The organism is Enterovibrio gelatinilyticus (assembly GCF_028683095.1).
In the GTDB taxonomy this organism is placed as follows: domain Bacteria; phylum Pseudomonadota; class Gammaproteobacteria; order Enterobacterales; family Vibrionaceae; genus Enterovibrio; species Enterovibrio gelatinilyticus.
The window spans coordinates 1-2974 of the sequence record NZ_JAJUBC010000061.1; the positions used below are offsets into that span (position 1 = coordinate 1).

Genomic DNA, 2974 nt, shown 5'->3' on the forward strand with positions numbered 1-2974 from the left:
CTGGAAGGTGATCAACGATGAAACCGCTAAAATAATGAGACTTTTTGATAATTCAGATACGGTTTTTGGGACGATAGCACAGCAGCATTGCAACCAATTGTAGAACCACATCGATAGCTTTCTTTTGTTGGTTGGAGTCACGTTCTCACCTCTGTATGATTATCTCTATGTATTATCACACAAAATACCTAACAAGAGCATTAACGGGGCGTTTACTCGTGGCGCATTTTTTCAAAGAAACGCTGTGATTCAGGCGTTTCAATAGGTTTGGGCTAGTAAACGCCCGTTATGCTGACGTTATATTCTAAGGTGGGTTACTTGGCGAAAAGTGAAATATTAATACCTGTTGGCGATGCTGCTACAGCTCTTGGCATCTTGGAGACCAAGATTCTACAGTGGGTAAAAGAAGATAGTGTTGAAGTAAAAGTAAACTACAGGGGTATTTCTGCGATCCCACGGAGTTACATATCCACTTGCTCACAAAAGCCTGATTATTACCAAGCGTTAGTCAACTCGATAGCCGTAGAGAATGAGCACAAAGAGCGTGTCCTAAGTACAGATGAACGCGAAAGGCTTAATCATTCAAGAATAAATATGCTTGAAACATATAAAAGCTGGATAGACCGTTTAGAAGTACTACATAGGGAATACCAATCAGAAATCAACGATTGCGAAAACGAGTCTTGGGAGCTAGCTTGTTACCTACTACTTTCTAGGGCTATCGGTTTACTTAAAGGAGCTGCGGAACTGCTCTCTCAAGGGTTTTGGTATGCAGGTTCAATCATCAGGGAAATCGATGAAACATTGGACGTTGCACAGTGCTTTAAAATTCAATCTGAAAAGGGTGAGCATAATGATTTACAAGCATGGTTTCGAAATTCTGTAGCTCCGAGCCACTCTAAGTGCAGAAAAATCATTTCAGCTAACTATGCAGAACTCATAACGGAAACTGATGCACACAATCATGAATTGCTGCTTAACGAGCTTTATCGTAAAAAGTCGAAGTGGACGCATCCTAACTTTGGTGTCATCAGAGAAGCTGGCTCTTTCAAGACTGAAAAAGGAAAATTCATAGTTAGTGATTTATGTTATGGAGAGTGTGTTCATGAGTTTAAGATGCATGAATTGGTAGATTTCTTTAAGTCTTCCATTTGGTCAAGCTATCAGCAGTTTATGATTATATTTGTCAATATATTAAGTATCGAACACCGCCAAGAACTATTGGAATTCGATAGATTACAACAGCGACTATAACAAGCGAATGAACGTGGACGTTTACTCTTGGCGCGTTTTTACATACAAACGCTGTGATTAAGGCGCTTCAATCAGTTTGGGCTAGTAAACGCCCGTTATTCGAACGTTAAATCTCTAGAGGATTCCATGGAAGGTAAAAATCAGCTAACAAACACAACAGAAGTGATAAAAAGCATACCAGAACTGATTGATGCTATTACGGAGGTAGTACAAACTCCGTCTGGTTTCTTAATTTTGGTTTTAGTTCTAGCGTGGTTTGTTTTTAATAGAGATTATTCACACATCTTCAATTTTCTCGAACGAAAAGAAAACAAAAGATTAGAGAGGTTGGAGTCTTACATTTCTTCAAATTCTTATTCAACTAACTGTTTAGAGGTCGTGAAGGAACAGAGAGATACTCATTATTTCAAAGTGGCAACTGGAATATATGCAGAAAAAACACTGCGTGATGCATATATTGACCTTCATAATTCAACCTCACATAGAATAAGTTGGATAACCATTAGAAGATCCTTGCCTTATCTGAAGTTGGATGAAGAAAATAACGCATATATTAGAAGTGAGAAATGGCACGAGAAATTAGGCATTTACTATAATTATCTTGTTGCTATTATTTCGTTTCTATTATCGATAAGCATTATACTCGTAATGGTGTTTGCTACCGAATTGGATTCCATAACAACGATAAAATCCATTGTTTTAATTTTAATTTCAACTGGCACAACTGTTTTCAGTTTATCGCAAAACTCACCATATTTAGCGTCAAAGAGAATAAAAAAAGAAATAGAAGTTATTGCTGTATAAGACTATATTTAACAATGACTTAAATCGAGACACCAAACGTCGGGTTTGTCGGGTTATACCTGCTTTTGTGATTTAGCCTGTCAATTTTGGTTGAGAGGTGAGTTTCTTACTCCTTAATCCGACGTTATACGCTGTAATTTCACTTACATTTAAGCAGCAAATCTAAACCACATACCACGTTGGTTTTATCAACAAAAAAGCGGTTCGCTGTTGTATCGCCGTTTACCATTAAAGTTGTGCAGACTAGCCTTCGGTAGAAACAAGTGGGACACACACCCTAAGAAAACCGCAACCTTATTAGTTTCATGTCCTAGTGCTTTCGAACCCAAAGGTGAATGGCAAAGGTGAATGGATGACTCCATAAAGATATGCTTTTCATATTGTTCAGTTGCTACCCATTTTAAATTTCAATGACAAAAGCCCGTTCATCTCTCATCAACATTGAAGCAACGCCTTATTATCACTGCGTTTCTCGCTGCATTCGCCGGTCATTTCTTTGTGGCTATGATGAGCAAGCGCAACAAAGTTACGAACATCGTCGAGCTTGGATTGAAAAGCGTCTGCTTGCGCTGGCTGGTTCGTTTTGTATCGACGTTTGTGCGTACGCCATCATGAGTAATCACTATCATGTGGTGTTGCATATCAATGTTGAAAAGGTAAAAACGCTGTCAGATGTTGAGGTTGTTGATCGTTGGCTTGCTTTTCATCATGGGCCAGTGTTAGTTCGACACTTTATGCAGGGTGATAAACTGTCGAAAGCAGAAAGTGAACGATGCAATGAGGTGATTAAAGAGTGGCGTGAAAGTCTTGTTTCAGTCAGCTGGTTTATGCGTTTAATCAATCAACACATTGCCTCGCAAGCCAACCGAGAAGACAAATGCACCGGACACTTCTGGGAAAGTCGCTTTAAAAGCCG

3 protein-coding genes are annotated in these 2974 nt (G+C 39.0%); all 3 read left to right on the forward strand.

All coding sequences use genetic code 11. The annotated features are described in order from the left end of the window. The first annotated feature begins 318 nt into the window (after positions 1-318). Positions 319-1254: a hypothetical protein gene (locus LRP50_RS25065; RefSeq protein WP_274167119.1), complete on the forward strand. Its 936-nt coding sequence runs from the start codon at positions 319-321 to the stop codon at positions 1252-1254. 126 nt (positions 1255-1380) lie between these two features. After that, entirely contained in the window at positions 1381-2058 is a 678-nt protein-coding gene (locus tag LRP50_RS25070) for a hypothetical protein (RefSeq protein ID WP_274167120.1), read from the forward strand. Between the two features lie 410 nt (positions 2059-2468). Next, a partial coding sequence (locus tag LRP50_RS25075) for a transposase (RefSeq protein ID WP_476397369.1) occupies positions 2469-2974 on the forward strand: 506 nt, incomplete at its 3' end.